The 18,297-nt window shown below is 73.5% G+C and carries 16 protein-coding genes; 10 read left to right on the top strand and 6 right to left on the bottom strand.

The annotated features are described in order from the left end of the window. Positions 1–91: 91 nt before the first annotated feature. Positions 92–838, bottom strand: coding sequence for a GntR family transcriptional regulator (locus tag AB0O21_RS08265; RefSeq protein ID WP_365167744.1), 747 nt, complete (start codon positions 836–838; stop codon positions 92–94). A 256-nt stretch (positions 839–1,094) separates the two neighbouring features. On the opposite strand from AB0O21_RS08265, the gene AB0O21_RS08260 reads away from it, so the two are divergent. From AB0O21_RS08260 to AB0O21_RS08240, 5 genes are read left to right on the top strand one after another with little or no spacing between them, the layout of a single operon-like run. Then, positions 1,095–2,225 carry an extracellular solute-binding protein gene (locus AB0O21_RS08260; protein WP_365167775.1) on the top strand — a complete coding sequence of 377 codons (1,131 nt, stop codon included), beginning with the start codon at positions 1,095–1,097 and terminating at the stop codon, positions 2,223–2,225. Next, positions 2,225–3,127 (top strand): ABC transporter permease, encoded by a 903-nt coding sequence (locus AB0O21_RS08255; protein ID WP_365167742.1) that lies wholly within the window; start codon positions 2,225–2,227, stop codon positions 3,125–3,127. The genes AB0O21_RS08260 and AB0O21_RS08255 overlap by 1 nt, the downstream gene beginning before the upstream one ends. Next, the gene (locus tag AB0O21_RS08250) at positions 3,115–4,017 is read left to right on the top strand and encodes an ABC transporter permease subunit (protein WP_365167740.1); all 903 of its coding nucleotides are present in this window, start codon (positions 3,115–3,117) and stop codon (positions 4,015–4,017) included. The genes AB0O21_RS08255 and AB0O21_RS08250 overlap by 13 nt, the downstream gene beginning before the upstream one ends. Before the next feature lie 6 nt (positions 4,018–4,023). Further along, positions 4,024–5,121: an ABC transporter ATP-binding protein gene (locus AB0O21_RS08245; protein ID WP_365167738.1), complete on the top strand. Its 1,098-nt coding sequence runs from the start codon at positions 4,024–4,026 to the stop codon at positions 5,119–5,121. Beyond that, the gene (locus AB0O21_RS08240) at positions 5,118–5,780 is read left to right on the top strand and encodes an HAD family phosphatase (RefSeq protein ID WP_365167735.1); all 663 of its coding nucleotides are present in this window, start codon (positions 5,118–5,120) and stop codon (positions 5,778–5,780) included. The genes AB0O21_RS08245 and AB0O21_RS08240 overlap by 4 nt, the downstream gene beginning before the upstream one ends. Positions 5,781–5,937: 157 nt before the next feature. Here AB0O21_RS08240 and AB0O21_RS08235 read toward each other — a convergent pair whose 3' ends face one another. Both AB0O21_RS08235 and AB0O21_RS08230 read right to left on the bottom strand, forming a co-directional pair. Next, positions 5,938–6,441 carry an NUDIX domain-containing protein gene (locus tag AB0O21_RS08235; protein ID WP_365167733.1) on the bottom strand — a complete coding sequence of 168 codons (504 nt, stop codon included), beginning with the start codon at positions 6,439–6,441 and terminating at the stop codon, positions 5,938–5,940. Between the two features lie 55 nt (positions 6,442–6,496). Further along, positions 6,497–7,030, bottom strand: coding sequence for a hypothetical protein (locus AB0O21_RS08230; RefSeq protein WP_365167731.1), 534 nt, complete (start codon positions 7,028–7,030; stop codon positions 6,497–6,499). Between the two features lie 86 nt (positions 7,031–7,116). On the opposite strand from AB0O21_RS08230, the gene AB0O21_RS08225 reads away from it, so the two are divergent. Together AB0O21_RS08225 and AB0O21_RS08220 are read left to right on the top strand one after the other, a co-directional pair. After that, positions 7,117–8,190, top strand: coding sequence for a DUF2330 domain-containing protein (locus AB0O21_RS08225; RefSeq protein ID WP_365167728.1), 1,074 nt, complete (start codon positions 7,117–7,119; stop codon positions 8,188–8,190). Between the two features lie 66 nt (positions 8,191–8,256). Next, positions 8,257–9,015: a hypothetical protein gene (locus AB0O21_RS08220; protein ID WP_365167727.1), complete on the top strand. Its 759-nt coding sequence runs from the start codon at positions 8,257–8,259 to the stop codon at positions 9,013–9,015. Between the two features lie 57 nt (positions 9,016–9,072). Here AB0O21_RS08220 and AB0O21_RS08215 read toward each other — a convergent pair whose 3' ends face one another. From AB0O21_RS08215 to AB0O21_RS08205, 3 genes are all read right to left on the bottom strand, one after another. Further along, positions 9,073–10,635 carry a carboxylesterase family protein gene (locus AB0O21_RS08215; protein WP_365167724.1) on the bottom strand — a complete coding sequence of 521 codons (1,563 nt, stop codon included), beginning with the start codon at positions 10,633–10,635 and terminating at the stop codon, positions 9,073–9,075. An 8-nt stretch (positions 10,636–10,643) separates the two neighbouring features. Beyond that, positions 10,644–11,555 carry a 5'/3'-nucleotidase SurE gene (gene surE, locus AB0O21_RS08210; protein ID WP_365167721.1) on the bottom strand — a complete coding sequence of 304 codons (912 nt, stop codon included), beginning with the start codon at positions 11,553–11,555 and terminating at the stop codon, positions 10,644–10,646. A 107-nt stretch (positions 11,556–11,662) separates the two neighbouring features. Beyond that, on the bottom strand, positions 11,663–12,916 hold the full coding sequence (locus AB0O21_RS08205; RefSeq protein WP_365167719.1) for an MFS transporter: 1,254 nt from the start codon (positions 12,914–12,916) through the stop codon (positions 11,663–11,665). Positions 12,917–13,855: 939 nt separating this feature from the next. Between AB0O21_RS08205 and AB0O21_RS08200 the strand changes: the two genes are divergently transcribed. From AB0O21_RS08200 to AB0O21_RS08190, 3 genes are all read left to right on the top strand, one after another. Then, positions 13,856–14,566: a phosphatase PAP2 family protein gene (locus tag AB0O21_RS08200; protein ID WP_365167717.1), complete on the top strand. Its 711-nt coding sequence runs from the start codon at positions 13,856–13,858 to the stop codon at positions 14,564–14,566. 99 nt (positions 14,567–14,665) lie between these two features. Beyond that, a complete protein-coding gene (locus AB0O21_RS08195) occupies positions 14,666–16,252 on the top strand; it encodes a carboxylesterase family protein (protein ID WP_365167714.1) in 1,587 nt (528 codons plus the stop codon). A gap of 76 nt (positions 16,253–16,328) precedes the next feature. After that, entirely contained in the window at positions 16,329–17,336 is a 1,008-nt protein-coding gene (locus AB0O21_RS08190; RefSeq protein WP_365167712.1) for a LacI family DNA-binding transcriptional regulator, read from the top strand. The last annotated feature ends 961 nt before the right edge of the window (positions 17,337–18,297 follow it).

Here is an 18,297-nt window from a genome sequence, read left to right as displayed (position 1 = left end):
CGTCGATGCTCCGCATCGACTCCCTCCTCCGCCTTGCAATGCACGGCACCAGACGACGCGGCCTGTCCGACCCTGATCCGCCGGACACCCCCTAGCCGTCGCCGGTGCGCCGTTCCAGCGGTGTAGCTACCGACGAGTTGCTCACACTGAAGGTCACGCTGCCGGCCCGGTAGCGGTCGTCGGACCACTCGATCGGGCGGCCGGAGGCCGTCGCGGAGACGTGCCGCTGGCGCAGCAGCGGGCTGCCGCGCCGGAGTTCCAGCAGCCGCGCGTCCTCGCTGCCGGCCGGGAGCGCGTCGATGAGGTGCTCGCCGTAGAGGGCCACGACCCCGGAGTCCTGCGCGAGGAGGTCCATGATGGAGCGGCAGTCCTCCGGCATCGCCTCCACGGCCGCCGCGATCCAGCCGGGGTAGGCGGTCCGCTCGACCATGGTGGGCTCCCCGTCGAGCCATCGCAGCCGGACCACCGCGAGGATCTCCGCACCCGGCTCCAGCGCGAGCCGCTCGGCCTCCTCCGCCGTGGCCGGCCGCCGCGTGCGGGACAGGAACCGGCTGGCGGCCCGGTGCCCGAGCCCCTCGGCCCACTGGGCGAAGCTGTTCAGCTCGCCGAAGCTGTGCCGCCGCTCGTGGCGCAGGACGATCCTCCGCGCGCCCTGCCGGGAACCGATCAGCCCCTCCGCCGCGAGCGTGGCCACCGCCTGGCGGACGGTTCCCCGGGACGCGGACCAGCGCGCGGCGAGGTCGCTCTCGGAGGGCAGCTGGGAGCCCACCGGGTGCTCGCCGGAGAGGATCGCCCGGCGCAGCGCGTCGGCGATCTCCAGATATCTGACCGTGCCCATGCCCTTCGCCCCCTGACCGGTGCGTGCGGAACACCTCGTGGTGCCCGTACCCATGATCATTCCAACACGTCCCGTCACGCCTTCTTCCGGTCATTGTCGTGTCTTCGTCGAGCCGTGCTCCCCGGTCCAGACTCCGTTCACCGTCCGTACAGTGAGACCGGGCGAACTGGAGCCAACTTGTTCAGACAAGTGAACCCCCACTTAGTCTCCGGGAGAGACCGTGCTCAGTTCCTCCGCCCGTCGTGGTGCGGCCGTTCTGCTCAGCGCCGCCGTCCTCACCACGCTCAGCGCGTGTGGTGCCGCCCCCGACACCAAGACCTCGGGTGGTGCCGGCGGCGCCAAGAACGGCGTGCAGCCGGCCGCCGCGGCCTCGGTGGCCGATTTCGGCTCCATGGAAGCCCTCGTCGCCGCCGCGCAGAAGGAGGGCAAGCTCAACGTGATCGCCCTGCCGCCGGACTGGGCGAACTACGGCGAGATCATCAAGGCCTTCGAGGCCAAGTACAAGATCAAGGTCAACAGCGAGAACCCGGACGCCTCCAGCTCCGACGAGATCGCCGCCGTCAAGTCCCGCAAGGGCCAGGACCGCGCCCCCGACGTCCTCGACCTCGGCATCGCCTTCGCCCGCAGCGGAGCCGGCGAGAACCTCTTCGCCCCGTACAAGGTCACCGCCTGGGACAAGATCCCGGCCGGCCAGAAGGACGCCGACGGCCGCTGGTACAACGACTACGGCGGCTACGTCTCCATCGGCTGCGACGCCGCGAAGATCACCACCTGCCCGCAGACCTTCGCCGACCTGCTGAAGCCCGAGTACAAGGGCAAGGTCGCCCTCAACGGCAACCCCACCAAGTCCGGTTCGGCCTTCGGCGGCGTCTACGCGGCAGCCCTCGCCAACAAGGGCTCCTTCGCCGACATCCAGCCCGGCATCGACTTCTTCGGGCAGCTGAAGAAGAGCGGGAACTTCATCCCCGTCGAGTCCACCCCGGCCACCGTCGAGAAGGGCGAGACGCCCATCTCCATCGACTGGGACTACCTCAACGCCGGCTACGCCCAGCAGTTCAAGGGCAAGGGCGTCGACTGGAAGGTCGCCATCCCCACCGACGGCGTCTACGCCCAGTTCTACTCGCAGGCCATCAACAAGGAGGCCCCGAACCCGGCCGCCGCCCGCCTGTGGATGGAGTTCCTCTACAGCGCCGAGGGCCAGAACCTCTGGCTCAAGGGCTACGCCCGCCCTGTCCTGCTCCCCGTCATGACCCAGGACGGCACCGCCGACAAGGACGCCGTCGCCAAGCTCCCGCAGGTCCAGGGCACCCCGTCCTTCCCGGCCTCCGCCGAGCTCGACAAGGCCAAGGCCACCCTCGCCGAGAAGTGGGACAAGGCCCTCTCCTGATGTCCACCACCACCCCCCGCCCCGTGGGGACCGCCGGCGGCAGCACCAGCCGCCGCCGGCGGCGCGGCCCGCGCACCTGGCTCGCCGCCCTCCCGCTCCTCGTCTTCACCGGGCTCTGCTTCGGCATCCCGCTCGGCGCCATGGCCTTCGGCGCGGTCACCCGCACCGACCCGGCGGGCGGCGCCACGCACCTCACCGGCGAGCACCTCGCGCGCTCGCTCCAGGGCCCCTACCTCGGCTCGCTCGTCGGCAGCGTCCAGCTCTCCGCCCTCACCGCCCTGATCGGCGGCGTGCTCGGAGTCGTCATCGCCCAGGCCGTGGTCACCTCCCGCTCCACCGCCCTGCGCAGCGCCGCGCTCACCGCTTCCGGGGTGCTCGCCAACTTCGGCGGCGTGCCCCTCGCGTTCGCGTTCATCGCCACCGCCGGCATCTCCGGGGTCCTGACCCAGCTCGGCGACCTCACCAGCCTCGGCTGGAACCTGTACTCCTTCACCGGCCTCACCGTGGTCTACCTGTACTTCCTCATCCCCCTCATGGTGCTGGTCATCGCCCCCGCCCTGGAGGGACTGCGCCCCCAGTGGCGCGAAGCCGCCCAGAACAGCGGGGCCACCGGATGGCAGTTCTGGCGCCACGTCGGCCTGCCCGTCCTCGCGCCCTCCCTGCTCGGCGGGTTCGTCCTGCTCTTCGGCACCGCCTTCGCCGCGCACGCCACGGCCGCCGCCCTCGTCGGCGGCTCCGTGCCGCTGGTCACCCTCAAGATCGCGGACGCGCTGTCCGGGAACGTGCTCACGGGCCAGGAGAACGTGGCGCTCGCCCTCGGCCTCGACATGATCCTGATCGCCGGCCTGGTCATGGCGGTCTACCTGCCCCTCCAGCGACGGAGCGCCCGATGGCTGCGATGACCCCCACCGCCACCCGCACGACCCCGGACGTCGAAGCCCCCGCGCGGCCCGCCCGGCCCCGGCCCAGGCCGCGGGTCTGGCGCGGAGCCGTCCTCGTACTGGCCGGCGCCTACTTCCTCGTGCCCCTCGTCGCCTCCTTCGTCTTCACCGTGCACGTGCCCGGCCAGGGCATCACCTTCGAGGCGTACACCGAGCTCCTCGCCGCCGAAGGCTTCACCCAGAGCCTGCTGCTCTCCCTCGGCCTCGCCGCCGCGACCATCGCACTGTCGCTGCTGCTCGCCGTGCCCGCACTGGTGGCCGTCCGCATCGGCTCCCCGCGGCTGCGCCCGGTCGTCGAGGTGATGTGCATGCTGCCGCTGGTGGTGCCGCCGATCGCCCTGGTCTCCGGCATCACCACCGTGCTGCGCTGGGGACCGGAACACCTGTCGCGGACCCCGCTCTACCAGACGTTCATCGCCGTCCAGAACGAGGACTTCCCCGTCGTCCTGGTCCTCGCCTACACCGTGCTGGCGCTCCCGTTCGTCTACCGCTCGCTCGACGCGGGGCTGCGCGCCGTCGACGTGCCCACCCTGGTCGAGGCCGCCCGCAGCTGCGGCGCGAGCTGGCCGCACGTCGTCCTGCGCGTGCTGCTGCCGAACCTGCGGGCCTCGCTCGCCGGCGCCGCCTTCCTCACCCTGGCCCTGGTGCTGGGCGAGTTCACCATCGCCTCGCTCCTCGGCTTCCGGCCCTTCGCGGTGTGGATCGTCTCCATCTCCGGAGCCCAGGCCCGGATGTCGGTGGCCGTCTCCATCCTCAGCCTCCTCATCACCTGGCTGCTGCTGCTCGCCCTCTCGCGGGCCGGGACCAACCCCACCACCGCAGCAGCCACCACCTCCCGCAAGGAGTCCTGACCCCCCATGCCCACCACTCTCCCCGCGGCCAGGAAGCCCATGGACCCCGCCGAGCCGGCGGGCGGAGCGCGCGTCGAATTCCGCGGCCTGCGCCGGGCCTTCGGCTCCACCGTCGCCCTCGACGGCCTCGACCTGACGGTCGAACCCGGCGAACTCATCGCCCTGCTCGGCCCGTCCGGCTGCGGAAAGACCACCGCGCTGCGGGTCGTCGCCGGCTTCGAGCAGCCCGACTCCGGCGAAGTCCTCGTCGACGGACAGGACATCACCCGCGTCCCGGCCAACCGCCGGGACGCCGGGATGGTCTTCCAGTCGTACAGCCTCTTCCCGAACCTGAACGCCCGCGACAACGTCGCCTTCGGCCTGCGCGTACGCAAGGTCGGCGCGGCGCAGCGCCGCGAGCGGGCCGCCGAACTCCTCGACCTGGTCGGCCTGCCCGACCACGGCGACCGCTACCCGCACCAGATGTCCGGCGGCCAGCAGCAGCGCGTCGCGCTCGCCCGCGCCCTGGCCCTGCGCCCGCGCGTGCTCCTCCTCGACGAGCCGCTGTCCGCCCTGGACGCCAAGGTACGGACGAACCTGCGCGAGGAGATCCGCCGCCTCCAGCTCTCCCTCGGCATCACCACCGTCTTCGTCACCCACGACCAGGAGGAGGCCCTGTCCATGGCCGACCGGGTCGCCGTCCTGAACGCCGGGAAGCTGGAGCAGTGCGCGGCCCCGGCCGAACTGTACGAACGCCCGGCGACGGCGTTCGTCGCCGAGTTCGTCGGCACCATGAACCGGCTGCCGGGGCTGCTCGCCGGTTCCGGCCTGGTGGAGGTGGCGGGCTCCCGCCTGCCCGTGGACGGCCCGGTCCCGGCGACGCCGGACGTGGAGGTCCTCGTACGGCCCGAGAACGTGACGGCGAGCGCCGACGCCGAGGGCACCGCCACCGTCGTCTCCGCCTCCTTCTTCGGCGCCGTCACCCGCCTCCACCTGGAACTGCCCGGCGGCGTACCGGTCAAGGCGGACCTGCCCTCGCGGGACGCCGCAGACCTGGTCCCCGGCGCGCGGGCCGCCGTCGCACTCGCCGAGCGGCCCGTGCTCGTCGTGCCGAGGTCCGCGTGAGCACCCTCGCCGCGGTCCTGTTCGACATGGACGGCACCCTTGTCGACACCGAGGTGCTGTGGTGGCGGACCACCGAGGAGATCGCCGACGGCCTCGGCCACCGCCTTGACCACGCGGACGCGCCGGAGGTCGTCGGCCGCGCGGTGGAGGACACCGCCGCCCACCTCGTACGGGTTTCGGGAGGGGGAGACCCGTACGAGGTGGCGGCGGCCCTCACCGACAGCTTCTTCCGCAAGGTGGACGCGGGGGCGCCGATGCGGCCGGGCGCACAGCGGCTGCTGACCGCGCTCGAAGCGGACGGCGTGCCCTTCGCCCTGGTCAGCGCCTCGCCGCGGGTGGTCGTGGACTCGGTGGTCGGGGGCTCGCTGGCCCACGTCCCCTTCGCCTTCACCCTCTCCGCCGACGACACCGACCGGACCAAGCCGCACCCGGAGCCGTACCGGGCCGCCGCCGGCCGGCTGGGCCTCGTCCCGGAGGCGTGCGTGGCGGTGGAGGACTCGCCGGACGGCGCGGCCTCGGCGGAGGCGGCCGGCTGCGGGGTCCTGGTGGTCCCCTCCCTGCTGCCGGTCCCGGGCTCACCGCTGCGGACCTTCGTACGCTCCCTGGAGGAGGTCACCCCGGACCTGCTGCGCCGGTGCCTCGCGGTGACGCCCGGCTAGTGCTGTGACCGGCAAGGTTCACCGGGTCACGGCGCCCGGCACGGCACCTCGCTGCGTTGTCGGACCGCGCAAGTACGTCCAGTACGAGGCGCGGCCCTCCGCCTTGCGATGCACCGCACCGGACACCGCGCCCCGGCAAACCTTTCCGGCCACAGCACTAGAGCGTGTCCGGGCGGTCTCGCAGGGCCTTGGCGACGAGGTCGTGGATGAGGTATTCGCCGGGGGCCCGGTTCTCCTTGAGGCGGGGCAGGTCTTCGGGGCCGAACCAGTCGTAGGCGGTGTGCTTGGACCATTCCAGGACCGGGTGGTCCAGGTCGCCGTCGACCTCGATGAGGTAGTCGGCCTCGTGCCGCATTCCGGCCCCGTCGTCGCCGGTCCACGTGGTGATCCCGAGGAGGCGCCGGACGCGGCGCAGGCGCCAGCCGGTCTCCTCCTCGACCTCGCGGCCGAGGGCGTCCAGCAGGGACTCTCCGGGCTCGACGTGGCCGCCGACGATGTCCCAGCAGTCGGGGAAGAGCCGCCGGCGGGGGCCGCGCTTCTGGGCGAAGGCCCTGCCGTCCTGGTTGAGGACGACCGCGCCGACCGCCCACAGCTCGCCGTCGGCGGGCACCGGGATCTCGACGCCGGCCTCCACGGCCGCGTGGTGCTGATCGTCTGGCATGTCCCCCACTGTAGGGGCGGGTTGTCCGACGGCGCCCGGGCTCAGGATCCCGGCCCTATCCGCCGGACACCCCCTGGCCCGATGCCCGGGCGCCGAGGATCTTCAGGATGCCCTCGGCGTACGCGGCGGCCCCCGACCCCGGGGCGACGGCGAGTTCGCGGCGGTAGCCGTCGACGCCCGTGCGGATGAAGGCCGCGCACTGGCCGTGCAGGCCGGCCTCGTGGGTGCCGCCGTCGTCCACCGTGCACAGCAGGGCCAGCAGCGTCCACAGCAGGGCCTCGCGGGTCGCCTGCCGGGGCGGCCGGGCCGACCACACGGCCATCAGGACGCCGCACGCCGCAGGCGCGGGCGGCTTCAGGTCCTCCCCGAAGAAGACGTGCCCCTCCAGCGCGCGGAACGCGGAGGGATGCCCCTCGGCGGCATCCCGCACCGCGCCCACCAGATGACCCGCGGACCGGCCGCAACCGCACTCGATCGCATCCCAGTCGTGACGCCGGATCTCCGCCTCCACCGCGTCCGGAACCAGTGGACTGGACGGCACCTCGGACTGGCGGCGCAGAGCACGCTGCGGCTTCTCGCTCCCCCTCATGGAGCACAGTATGAGGCCGGCCCCGGCAGCCCCGCGAGGGGGCCCGGAACCGGATCGCGCGGTCGGCCGTCTGAGACCCCGTGTGGATGAAAAGAAGAATCCTGACGCTGCTGTTCGCCCTGCTCGCGACCCAATTGGGCTCCCTCATCAGCCCCGCCTACGCGTGCGGCTGCGGGGCGATGATCCCGTACGGCCAATCCCGGTTCGGCGTCGACCGGGAGACCTCCGTCGTGCGCTGGGACGGCCGTACGGAACAGATCGTCATGCGCTTCATCGTTCGCGGGGACGCCGACCGGGCCGCCTGGATCATGCCGGTCCCGGGGCGGGCCACGGTGCAGCTGGGCGACGGGAAGCTGTTCGACGAGCTGGAGGAGCGGACCCTGCCCGAACACGAGACCCGGCACTACTTCTGGCCGCGCTCCAAGGACTGGCCCTTCTCCTCCGGCATGAGCGACGGCGTCGGCGCCGCCCCGCCGGGAGCCGGCGACGCGGCGGTCGGCGTCGTCGGCCGCGAGCAGCTCGGCGACTTCGACGTCGCCCGGCTGACCGCCACCGACCCGGCCGCCCTGAAGAACTGGCTGGAGTCCAACGGCTTCACCCTCCCCGACCGCCTCACCACCGAGGTCGAGCCGTACGTCGCCCAGAAGTGGGAGTACGTGGCCGTACGGCTCGCGCCCCGCGAGCCGGGCAAGAAGCTGCGCGGCGAACTCGACCCGCTGAGGATCCGCTTCGACAGCGACAAGCTGGTCTACCCGATGCGGCTGTCCCGGATGGCCAAGAACCCGCAGTCCCTGGGCCTCTACGTACTGGCCGAGCACCGGATGGAACCCGCGTCCCGGATCGGCGGCGCCGCACCGGAGGTGACCTTCGCGGGCACCGTCAGCCCCGGCTCCGGACCGCTCGCCGAACTGGCCGGCGGCAAGCCGGTGTTCCTCACCGCCATCGAGCAGGAGTTCCCGGAACCGGCCCGCATCGACGCCGACCACGAACTGCGGGCCACCGCCAAGGACACCCCCTACCGCCGGATCGTCTACCGCGACCAACTGCTCACGGTGGGCGGCGGAGTCCCGGTCTGGCTCCTGAGCGTCGTGGCCGCCCTCCTGGCGCTCGCGGCGGCGGTCGTCGTGATCCGGCGCCGCAGGCGAGCCCGGCGGTCCTGACGGTCGGACGTGCGGTGAGTACGGGTACTCATGTGCCCGGACATCGACGTCCTGCACGATGCGGGCATGCGATCGACACGACTCCAGAAGTCCGTTCTCGTGACCGTCCTCGGCTGCGTGGTCCTGGCCGGCTGCGGCACTCGGAACGCCGCCACCGATCAGACCCCTGCGGCGAACGCCGTCTCGGCGCCGGCCCCGCTCGGCGCCGAGCCCGGCGACAACGATCCCGAGATGCGGTTCGTCGAGCTGATCGGCCGCATCCTGCAGAGCTGCGACCCGGACGCCCTCAAGACCCCTGACGGCAGCGGTGGCATGGCCAGGCCCGAGGACCTGCCGGGTGGGAAGGGCGCGGGTGCGCCCACACCGGAGTACGGGCCGGGCGAGACCCCGCCGGGTGTGCCGAACGCCGACGGCGCCGTACCGGTCCCGCTGGAGGATCCCGCGCCGCCGGCGCCGAACCCTGACGCCCCCGGCCCCAAGCCGCTCGACGAGGTACCCCTGATGGACATAGAGCGGTGCGGCGGCAACGAGCACGCGAAGCGCATCGGCGAGGTGTTCAAGACCGCGAAGACGACCGACTACCGGGAGATGCGGGAGAAGCTGGAGGGCCTGGACTACCCGGCAGAGCGGATCCACCGGATGCCGGACCACGCCGGCGCCCCCCGGGCGAGGGTCGACCTGCGCTTCATGGGCGGCCACCTGGTCCTCGAGGTCACCGGCACCGGCAGCGGCGTCACGGTCGAGGCGTTCGGGGCCTCGGAGGAGGAGCGCGTGCACGCGACCGAGGTCAAGCGGACGCCGAAGCCGGACGCGCCCGCCTTCTGACCGGACCGCGCGAGAAGGGGCGTCCTCCGGGGAGGACGCCCCTTCTCGGTGACACGTTCAGGCCCGGGACCTCCAGAACGCGCACTGGTGATCGGCCTCGAAGGACGTGGACGTCCGCGTCGCCACCGGGTCGAGGACGAGCACCGTCGCCTCGGAGCCGGCCGCCGGCCACGGGGTCTGACCCGGCACGACGGGGGCGCCGAAGCGTGCGAAGGCACCCCAGTAGCCCTTCATCCTCGTCCCCAGCGCGACCTGGACCGGGGTCAGCGGCCGCTCGCCCATCGTGAAGTCGTGCAGATAGGCCAGCTCCGCACTGTGCGCGTTCGACTCGTCCAGCCCCGGCACCTGCGCCCCCGCCAGCGTCGGCGAGTCCGGGTCGTCGAACTCGTAGACATAGGTCGGCACTTGTGAGGCGAACGTGCGCGCCGACCACGCGGTGTGGCAGGCGAACGAGGAGTCGGTCAGCACGGCCGACAGCGCCAGGTAGGGCGAGCCGTGGGCCGACACCGGATAGCGGGCCAGCACCTCGGGCCCCGCGGCCCCGTACGTCGCCAGCACCTGCGCCGCGTACTCCTCCGCCGTCAGCCGCGGCTGCGTCAGCGCGACGAAGAAGCGCGCCTCGGAGCGGGTGCTGCCGATCAGCACGGGCACCTTGTTCCACGCCCCGCTCCCGATGGCCGCCGCCGGCTCCACCGGCAGCAGCCCGTCCCCGGACGCCGGACCCGAGGTGGGCAGCGCCCGGGCGGCCTCGACCAGCGCCGCCCCCGAGGCGGCGCGCAGGCACGCGGCGACCGCGGCCCCGTCCGTACACCCGGCCCGGTCGGCGAAGGCCCGCGCCTCGGCCTCGGCCCTCGCGCTGTCGGGCGTACGGAGCAAGGTGCACGGTCCGCTCTGCAGTACGGCCCGGTGGAACAGGCCGGCGGCCGACGGCGCGGCCAGCAGCGCGCACACGGAGCCGCTGCCCGCGGACTGCCCGGAGACGGCCACGTTCCCCGGATTCCCGCCGAACGCGGCGATGTTCTCCCGCGTCCAGCGCAGGGCCGCGAGCTGGTCCATCAGCCCGAACGACCCGGAGCGGGCCCCGTTCTCCGCGGCCAGCTCGGGCAGGCCCAGATAACCGAGCTGCCCCAGACGGTAGTTGACGCTCACGACGATGCTCTGCGTGAGCTCGCCCATGGTGCGCCCGCCGAACTGCGTTCCCGTGCCCTGGCTGTACGCACCCCCGTGCATCCAGAACACCACCGGGAGCCGGGCTCCCGGCCGGGCCGTCCGCGGCCGGTACACGTCCAGGTAGAGGCAGTCCTCACTGACGGCCAGCGGGTCGCGCAGCCCGAACGGCGAGAACTGGAGGCAGGCGGGCGCCTGTTGGACGGCCTCCCGTACACCGTGCCACCGGGGCGCCGGCTGCGGGGCCCGCAGCCGGGCGGCGCCGACCGGGGGAGCGGCGTACGGGACGCCGAGGAACTCGTGCGCCCCGCCCGCTTCCTGGCCGCGCAGGGCGCCCTGGGTGAGGGTGACCACGGGGCGCGGCGAGCCGCCGGACGGTAACGCCGCCGCGGGGACCGTCGAGGCGAGCAGGGCCGCCGCCAGCGCGAGGGCCGTGCCCAGCAGCGGTCTCATCCGGTGCTTCACGGGCGCAGACCCGCGATCAGCGCGGAGGTCAGGGCCGTGTCGGCCGGGCCGGTGTTCCAGTCCGCGTTCATCGGGCTGACCGCGATCCGGCCCGCGCTCACGGCCTCGATGTCGCCGCCCTTGGCCGCGGGCCGCAGGGCCACCTTCACGGTCACCTTCCAGGTGCCGTCCCCGGCGTCGGTGAAGTCCGGCTCCAGGAGGGTCTGCGGGTCCTGGAAGGTCGCGGCGACACCGGCCGCGGTGCCCTTGCCGTCGGCGCCGACCACGGGGTGGTTGACGTTCAGGCCGACGCCCTTGGGCAGCAGCGGCCCGGAGCGGGCCCGCGAGCGCAGCCGGTCGATGAGCTTGACCGCGAAGTCGACGGTCGGGCCCATCGCGTTGACGGTGGTGACCGGGTCGGGGGCGGAGACGCCGCCGGTGCTCAGCGCGATGGCCGGTATTCCGTGCTCCAGGGCGGCGACGGCGCCGCCGACCGTACCGGAGTGGGTGGCCAGACCGGCCACGTTCGGGCCGAAGTTGGTGCCGGAGACGACCAGGTCGGGGGCCCGGTCCGCGAATACCTCGGCCAGGCCGAAGGAGACCGAGTCACCCGGAGTGCCGTCGACGGCCCACACCTTGGGCTCGGGGTGCTTCACCGTGACGGAGGCGGCGCTCATCATCTTCGTACCGCTGCCGCTCTGGTTGGTGAGCGGGGCGACGATCGTGACGTCGTGGCCGGCGGCGGTCAGCTGCTCGAACGCCTTGCGGATTCCGGGTGCGTTGTAGCCGTCGTCGTTGGTGAGCAGGATCCGCAGCGGGCCGCCGGACGCGGCCGCCTCCTGCGGTGAGGCGAGCGCGGGCGCCGTCCCGGCCAGGGCCGGCGTGCACAGCATCAGGGCGGCCAGGGGCAGAACACGCTTGAGTCTCACGGAGTGCTCCTCGGAGGGGAGTTGCGCACGACGAGGGTGAACGGGGTGAAGACCGGCGGGCGGGCGACCCTCGGCGCGCGCCCGCCGGAGCAGGGGGTGCGAGGGGCTCAGCGCACGCCGCGGATCGGCAGGATGGCGAGCGCGCCGATCAGGGAGAGCGCCCCGCCGACCAGGAAGAGCGGGGTGTAGCCGCCGAGGGCGGTGACGATCGCCGAGGCGACGAAGGGGGCGATGATCTGCGGTCCGGCGTTCGCGATGTTGAGCACGCCCATGTCGCGGGCGGCGTCGTCGGCACTGGGAAGGACCAGGGTGACGAGCGCGGTGTCCACGGCCATGAAGCAGCCGAAGGCGAGTCCGTTGAGCGCGCTGAACACGAGCATGCCGGTCCAGGTCGGGCTGACCACGGGGACCACCATGACGAGCCCGGCGAGGGCGGCGGACACGCCGACGAACACCTTGCGGCGGTTCCAGCGGTCGGACAGCAGCCCGCCGAGCAGGGTGGAGACGGCCATCGCGACCATCGACACCGGGGTGAGCACGGCCATCGCGGCCGGCGGGGTCAGCCCGGCGGGCAGCGCGATGTGGTCGCCCAGGATGTACAGCTGGTAGCCGACGACGGAGAAGTAGCCGAGGACCATCAGGGCCCGGCCGATGAACGCCCACCGGAAGTCGTGGTGCGCCAACGCGGAGAGGAAGGCCGCGACTTGGGCGCGCTTGGGGGTGGCGGCGCGGACGGGCGCGGGCTCGGTGCGCGGGACGTCCCGGCAGAGGGAGGTCAGCAGCAGCGCGGACACGGCCACGATCGCGCCGAGGGCGAGGTAGCCGGTGCGCAGGTGGGTCGCGGTCTGCGAGGCGACCAGTACGCCGACCGTTCCGCCGATGGGCAGGCCGAGCCCCACCAGCGCGGACGCGGTGCCGCGGCGGGCGGCCGGGACGCGGTCGGGCACGATCGCGGTGACGGCGGCCTGGAAGATGTTCATGGTCGCCTGGGTCAGGCACCAGCCGATGCCGACCAGCAGGGCGGTGGACACGTTCCCGAGGAGGGCCAGGCAGGCGAGCGCGCCGAGGGCGCCGCCCAGGATCCAGGGGTTGCGGCGGCCCTTGCGGTCGGAGAGGGCGCCGGCGATCGGGTTGAAGGCGGTCGCGAAGATCGCGCTGATACCGCCGATCAGGCCGAGTACGGCGACCTTGTTCTCGGGGTCGATCGCGGCGACCTGGGTGGGGAGCAGGACGGAGCCGACGCCCATGTAGACCGCCATCATCGCGGAGTTCGCGACCAGCAGCAGGGGCAGGAGCGCGCGCTGGCGCGGCGGTTCCGAAGGGGTGGGGACGGGCGGATCGGCGACTTCGTGCGTGGCCATGACGACTCCTCGGGGGGACGGAACGGGGAGGTGGCGTGCGAGGGGGAGAGGGGTTCCCGGGAGCGGAGGACGCCGGGAAGCGATGTCGCCGGAAAGTGCGGCGGACGGACGCGGATCTGGTGCGTTCACTTGGTGTTGTTACACGTGTCACCGAGTGCGCTGGAGACTGTGTAGCACCCATTTCCGGGCTGCACCAGAGGTCGCGGTGGGGCGTTGTGCAGATCGTGACCGGGCGGCGAATCGGCAAGGAATGACGTGTAACCGCCGTGCCGAGGTCGCTGAGCAGGGCTGATGTGCCGAAAATCCTCTTGCCCTTGTGGCGGCCGTCACGGATCGGCCATACTCCGTGCCGCGCCGCGACGACCCCGTCGCCGGCTGCGGTCGGCCCGCGCCCCACCCCGGCGGCTCCCGACGCCGACCGCCCCCTCGCCTCGCGGCGGGGCCACCGCCTTTCGCCGCGTTCCCCTTCGCGCGGCCGCCGCCCGTGGGGCTTTTGTCGTCCGGCTCGCTCCGTCCGGCTCGCTCCGTCTGGCTCTGGCCGTCCGGCTCCCTGCGTCGGGGCCTTGTCATCGGGATCGCTCCGTCGGGCCCTTGGTGTCCGGCTTGCTTCGTGGGGGCTTTGCCGTCCGGCCCCTGCCTGCCGCCCCCTTGCCCGGCTCTCGTGCCGCCGGGCTCCGCCCCGTCGTCCGCCCTCCGGGCCGCTGCACCCTGCCCCGCTGTCCCGCCCAGCTCCCGCCACGCGCTGTGCCGCTTCCCGCTCTCCTCCCCGGCCCGCTGTCCCGCCCCGCACTGTCCCGTCCCCCGCTTCCCGTGGCCCCGGCCCCGCTGTCCCGCCTCGTGGTGTCCCGCTCCCCGCTGTCCCGCTCCCCGCTGTCCCGCTCCCCGCGGCCCCGCCGCCCCGGCCCCACCGCCTGGGGCCGCGCTCGTGAAAGGCCCGTCATGCCGCCCGCTTCCCCCTCCGTACCGGCCCGTGTGCCGTCGCCCGCGCCGTCCGCGCGCCATCACCTTCCGGCTGCCCCGCCGCGCCACGCGCTCGCCTTCGGGGTGGGTCTGCTGCTCGTCCCGTTCGCGGTCGCCCTGCTGCTCACGCTGGGCGGACGCCCCTTCTTCCAGGGGCTCGACGACGGCTGGGCGGCCTCGGCGAAGGGCCCGGCCGACGGATTCGTCCTGGTCCTCGACCGGCTCGGCGGCCCGTTCGGCCTGGTCCTGCCGCTCGCGCTGATCGGCTGCCTCTGCGTCTACGGCCGCTGGCGCTCGGGGCTGTTCGTCTTCGCCGCGGCCGTCGTCGCCAACGTGCTGGTGGTCCTGCCCCTCAAAGCGCTCGCCGACCGCCCGCGCCCGCCGTACCCGGCGGTGCTGGTCAACGACGGCTCGTACCCGTCCGGGCAGGTGTTCAGCGCGATCACGCTCGTGATCGTCGTCGCCGTGGTGGTGTTCCCGCCGCGCGCCCGGCGCTGGTGGTGGCCGGTCGGTGGTACGTACGTCCTCGCCATGATGGCGAGCCGGACCTGGCTGCACGCCCAGTGGCTGAGCGACACCTTCGCCGGCGCCCTGCTCGGCGCGGGGGTCTGTCTGGTGCTGTGGCGGGTGTTCGCGCCGATGCTGGAGACAGAGGCGCGGCGCATGGCCGCGGACAGCCTCTGGCTGTGAGCCCGATCGATATGGCGAAGTGTTGACGGTCGCGAAAATTGCGCAATAATCTCGAAGGTGTCGCGGCGCATCCGTTGCGCGGCCAGGAAGGACCGGCTCATGTCCCACTCCCCGGACGGCTCCACGCAGCCGTTCTCCAGCTCTGCCCCGGATCGCGGCCGGACGGTGGTGGACCCGCCCGCAGGCCGTCTCCGCGGGGTGATCGAGGACGGCCTCACCGTCTTCCGGGCCGTGCCCTACGCCGAACCGCCGGTCGGTGACCTGCGCTGGCGGCCCGCGCGGCCCCACCCCGGCTGGAGCGGAGTGCGGGACGCCACCGCCGACGGCCCGAGCGCCCCGCAGATGTACCAGGAGGAGGGCGACCCGGTGCTCGGCGGGCACGGATCGCCGCCCTTCGACGAGGACTGCCTGACCCTCAACATCTGGACGCCCGCCCCCGACGGGGCCCGGCGGCCCGTGCTCGTCTGGATCCACGGCGGCGGCTTCGTCTCCGGCTCGGGCTCACTGCCCGGCTACTCCGGCGCCACCTTCGCCCGCGACGGCGACCTCGTCGTCGTGAGCGTCAACTACCGCATCGGGCCCCTCGGTTACCTCTACTTCGGCCGGCAGGACGGCGACGCTTCCGACGAGGGCGGCAACTACTGGCTCACCGACCAGCTGGCCGCCCTGCGCTGGGTGAAGGAGAACATCGCCTCCTTCGGCGGCGACCCGGACCACATCACGGTCGCCGGCCAGTCCGGCGGCGCGGTGTCCACCGCCGCCCTCGCCGGACACCCGCAGGCGCGGGGGCTGGTCCGGCGGGTGATCCTGCAGAGCCCGCCCTTCGGGCTGGACCTCCCCGGCCCCGACGCCGCCCTCGAACGCACCGCCGTCTACCTGGAGTCGGCCGGAGCCAAGGACGTGCACGAACTGCGCTCCCTGCCCTGGCAGGCCCTCATCGGCGCGGGCGCCGGACTCTTCGCGCGGACCATGCGGTGGGGGTACTGGCCGACCCCCTTCCTGCCCGTGATCGACGGGATCACCCTGCACCAGCACCCGGCCGAGGCCCTCCTGCGAGCCGAGGCGGCCGGCATCGAGGTCGTGATCGGGTGGACGCGAGAGGAGGCCAACTTCGGCTTCGCCCTCGACGAGGGGTACGCCGGCGCCACCCGCGACCAAGTCACGGACCGGATCGCGGAGACCTTCGGGGGGCCGGCGGCGGCCGAGGTGTACGCGGCCTACGAGCGGGCCCGCCCCGGGGCCCGCCCGGCCGACGTCCTCATGGACCTCATCACCGACGAGCTGTTCCGCGTCCCCTCCGTCCGCCTGGCCGAGGCCAGGGCCGAGGCGGGCCGACCGGTCCGCGCCTACCAGTTCGACCTCCCGACCCCCGCGCACGAGGGCCGGCTCGGCGCCGCGCACTGCCTCGAACTCCCCTTCGTCTTCGACAACTTCGACCAGTGGTCGCACGCACCCTTCCTGGCCGGGCTCGCTCCCGCCGTCCGCGACGGCCTCGCGCACACCATGCACCGGGCCTGGATCGCCTTCGCCCGCACCGGCGACCCCAACCATCCGGGCATGCCGGCGTGGGACCCGTACGACACGGAGAACCGGACCACGATGCGCTTCGACTCGGTCGTGACGGCCCTCGGCGACCTCGCCGGCGCCTCCCGCCTCCTGTACGGGCCCGGGAGCCCGTCCGCGTAGCCCCGGCCGCGCCTTCCTAACTCGTGTAACCTGAGGGAGGAAGGTACGAACGGCACGAGGAGCGTCGAGGGACGTCATGACCAAAGCCACTCAGGTCCCCGCGTCCATCACCAGCGCGGACGTGGCCCGCCTTGCCGGAGTGTCCCGGGCCACCGTCTCCTTCGTCCTCAACGACACCCAGGGCCACCGGGTCAGCGCGAGCACCCGGGCCCGGGTTCTCGACGCCGCCAAGCAGCTCGGCTACGTACCGCACGCCGCCGCCCGGTCCCTGCGGGCCGGCCGCAGCAACCTCGTCCTGATGCCCGCGTCGATCTCCGCGATCGGCCGCCTGGTCAGCGACTGGGTCGACGACCTGCACAGCGAACTCGACCGGCACGGCTACACGGCGGTACTCCACGCGGGCCGCTTCGCCGACCCGCTCGACGCCGCGCGCGCCTGGGCGGAGCTGCGCCCGGCGGCCGTCGTCGCGCTCGACGGCGACCGCTTCAGCGCCCAGGCGGCCGAACTCCTGACCCGCGCCGGGGTCCGCGGCCTGCTGGCCTTCGCGTCCCATCCCGTCGAGGGGGTGCACAGCGTCGGCTTCGACCACGCCCGCATCGGGGCCACGGCGGCCGAGCACCTCATCGCCCGCGGCCGGACCGGGATCGGCGTGGTCATGCCCCAGGAGCGCGGCCTCGGCACCCTGGCCCAGCCCCGCCTGGCAGGGGCCGAATCCGTGGCCGCCCGGCACATGGCCACCGTCACGCCGCTCGACCTGGCCTACACGCGGGAGTCCGCGACCGCCCTCGCCCGGCGCTGGCCGAGCCTGGGCCTGGACGCGGTGTTCGCCTACAACGACGAGTACGCGGCGCTGCTGCTGCACGCGCTGCGGGCCGAGGGCATCGCCGTACCGGACGAGGTCGCCGTCGTCGGCTCCGACGACCTGGTCCTCTCCACCCTCCAGGAGCCTCCGCTCACCACGATCCGCCTCGACCTGCCGTCGGCGGCGCTGATCGCGGACACGGTCCACGCCCTGATCGAGACCGGCACGGCCCCGCCGGTACCGGACGTGGAATCTGTCCTGGTCCACCGCCAGACCTCCTGACGGGGGGCGGGCCGCTGCGGGCCCTGGCTACCCCAGGACCCGCGCTGGTGCGGTCACGCCATCAGGGTGAGCAGTTCGCGATGGCGCGCCCCGATTGGTTGCCACCACCGTTGTTGGTGTTCTGGAACTGGACGCGCCAGGTGTCGCCGGGGGTGTTGGTGGTCTCCTGATCGGACATGAGCGGGAAGACCCCGGGAGGCAGGGCGTAACCGCCGGAGACCGCCTTCTCGTTGGCCGGGCAGACGGCTCTGCTCGTCCCCGTACCGCCGTTCGGCGTCGCGGCGGCGAGCGGGCCGAGCTCTTCATGGGTCGTGACGGTGCCGGTGGCGCCGGTTGCGCCGGTTGCGCCGGTCGCGCCGGCCCCGCCCGTCCCGCCTGTGGCACCTGTCGCGCCCGCTGCACCGGTGGTGCCGGTCGGGCCCGTGGCTCCGGTTGCCCCGGTCGGGCCTGTGGCTCCGGTTGCACCGTCGTTTCCGGGGGTGCCGGTGGCGCCTGTTGCGCCGGTCTGGCCAGTGTTGCCGGTGGCTCCGGTGGCTCCGGTGGCTCCGGTCGCGCCGGTCTGGCCGGTGTCACCGGTTGCGCCCGTCGCACCTGTGTCGCCAGTGGCGCCGTCGGTTCCGTTGATCCCGGGGGTTCCGGTCGGGCCGGTCGGGCCCGTGGCTCCGGTTGCGCCGTCGTTTCCGGTGGCCCCCGTGTTGCCGGTTGCTCCGGTCTGGCCGGTGTTGCCGGTTGCTCCGGTCTCGCCCGTGGCCCCGGTCGGGCCTGTGGGTCCGGTTGCGCCGGGGGTGCCCGTGCCGCCGGTCGCGCCGGTTGCGCCTGTGTCGCCCGTAGGGCCGGTGGGTCCGGTTGCGCCGTCGTTGCCGGTGGCGCCCGTTGCACCTGCGGCGCCGTCGTTTCCGTTGATTCCGGGGGTCCCGGTGGGGCCTGCGGCGCCGTCGTTTCCGGTGGCCCCGGTCGCGCC

Source organism: Streptomyces sp. NPDC091371, assembly GCF_040684275.1.
Lineage (GTDB): Bacteria > Actinomycetota > Actinomycetes > Streptomycetales > Streptomycetaceae > Streptomyces.
Note: the sequence above shows the minus strand (reverse complement) of the source record. Positions and strands in the feature narration are given on the sequence as shown.